2 protein-coding genes are annotated in these 1,625 nt (G+C 59.9%); both read right to left on the bottom strand.

Annotated elements, in window-relative coordinates:
* Nucleotides 1-62 precede the first annotated feature (62 nt).
* Entirely contained in the window at nt 63-539 is a 477-nt protein-coding gene (locus tag B3187_RS03390; RefSeq protein WP_286804579.1) for an RDD family protein, read from the bottom strand.
* Between the two features lie 42 nt (nt 540-581).
* The gene (locus B3187_RS03385; protein WP_286804578.1) at nt 582-1,466 is read right to left on the bottom strand and encodes an adenylate/guanylate cyclase domain-containing protein; all 885 of its coding nucleotides are present in this window, start codon (nt 1,464-1,466) and stop codon (nt 582-584) included.
* Between the last annotated feature and the right edge of the window lie 159 nt (nt 1,467-1,625).

Genomic DNA, 1,625 nt, shown 5'->3' with positions numbered 1-1,625 from the left:
GTCCGACGCCTCGGAGGCCGCAGGCCGTCATCCACCATTAACCAAGCGGCAATCCGGCACGACTACGCCTTGGGCTCCTTCGGCATCAACCAAACACGAGTACCACTAAGGCGCCCGTGCAGGGTGTGGCCTTTCGGATCGACCCACAACCAGAAATAACCCAGCCCCGCAAGAAACAGCGACAAAGGCGCTAGCAGTCCTCGCATCAGCCGTTGCCGGGGCGCCGGCAACTGGCCGGAAGCCGCGTCGGTCAATTTCAATCGCCAGGCCCGCATCCCCAGAGTCTGTCCTGAACGGCCCCAGAAATAATAGAAAAAGCCCACCCATACCGCAATCAGTCCGATGAACACGGGAAATCGCCAATAACCCCACTCAATGGCTTCGCGCTCGGTCGGCGCGCCCTGAATCAGTACGTTAAGCAGCGTCACCAGCGCACCGTAGGCCAGCCCCACGGCAATCAACAGCAGGCTGTCATACACCATGGCGGCAAAACGGCGAAGCAGTCCGGCGGGGCGCGGTGTGTTTTGGGAATCGGTCACGATGATAGGGTCCGGCGGTCGATGAATGTCAGGTGATTGGAGTTACAGTCGGTAGTGAATCAGCCATTCACCGGCGCGCTCCGCCGGTTGTCCGATGGAGATGGTGCACGAACCGAACAACGGAAACTCTTCCCGTCGCAGGTACATTTCCGGCTGATCCGGGCCCGAGACGTAGGTGCCGTTGGTGCTGTGATCCACCAGCACGAACTTGCCGCGCCGGAAAATCACATGGCAGTGATCCCGCGAGGCCAGCCCGGACTGAATGTGCAGGTGAGCCTTGATCGGGTCTCGGCCGATAATATAGGGCGTCTGCTCGGGGTGAATGGTCAGTTCTTCATTACCGAGTGTCAGGTGTAGCTGGTAGCGGCTCATTTTTCCGGCGATCTCTTCGATCGACATCACCGTGGTGGCGCTGTGGCTCTGGGTCGGGGTTTCCCACTGCAGGCGGTAAATCAGGCTGTGCCGGGTTTCGCCCTTGACCGCCACGCGGTCAAACTCCTGGCAGTGCTCCCGGGTAACCCCCTGAAGCTCATCCACCAGAGTTTGGGTGAGCACAATCTGGTTGGCCCGGGCCACCTTGGCGACAAAAGCCGCGTCGTTGACCGCCTCCCCAAACACATCATTGTCATCCAGCAGGGCCGGGCCGAAGGCAATACCGATACGTAGCGCGACCCCGGCATGGCGGGCTTCCCGCTGCATGGCAACGGCAGCGTCGCAGGCGGCCTGAGCGGTATCGAAGCGGGCCATGACCTCGTCCCCGAGGGTTTTGACCACATGCCCCTGATAGCTCTCGGTCACGTGAGTCATGATGTCGATGGCACCGTCTACTGAGCGCTTCGCTAACAGGTTGCCAAGACGCTTATACAGGGCTGAACTGCCCGAAACGTCGGCAAACATGATGGCTAGTGTCCGATTGATGGCGGTCATGAGACGGTAGGCTGCTCCAGAACGACTCTTAAAGGTGAATGATAACGCCTGGCGCCCCGAAAACACAGGTACCCAGCAAAATCCCTACCCATCCACCGGATCCAACCTCACCAACCCCTCATCATGCAACCCCACCAAAAGCGGCTCGCCTTCCTCGTT

It is taken from the genome of Marinimicrobium sp. UBA4209 (genome assembly GCF_002381585.1).
In the GTDB taxonomy this organism is placed as follows: Bacteria; Pseudomonadota; Gammaproteobacteria; order Pseudomonadales; family Cellvibrionaceae; genus Marinimicrobium; species Marinimicrobium koreense.
Note: the sequence above shows the minus strand (reverse complement) of the source record. Positions and strands in the feature narration are given on the sequence as shown.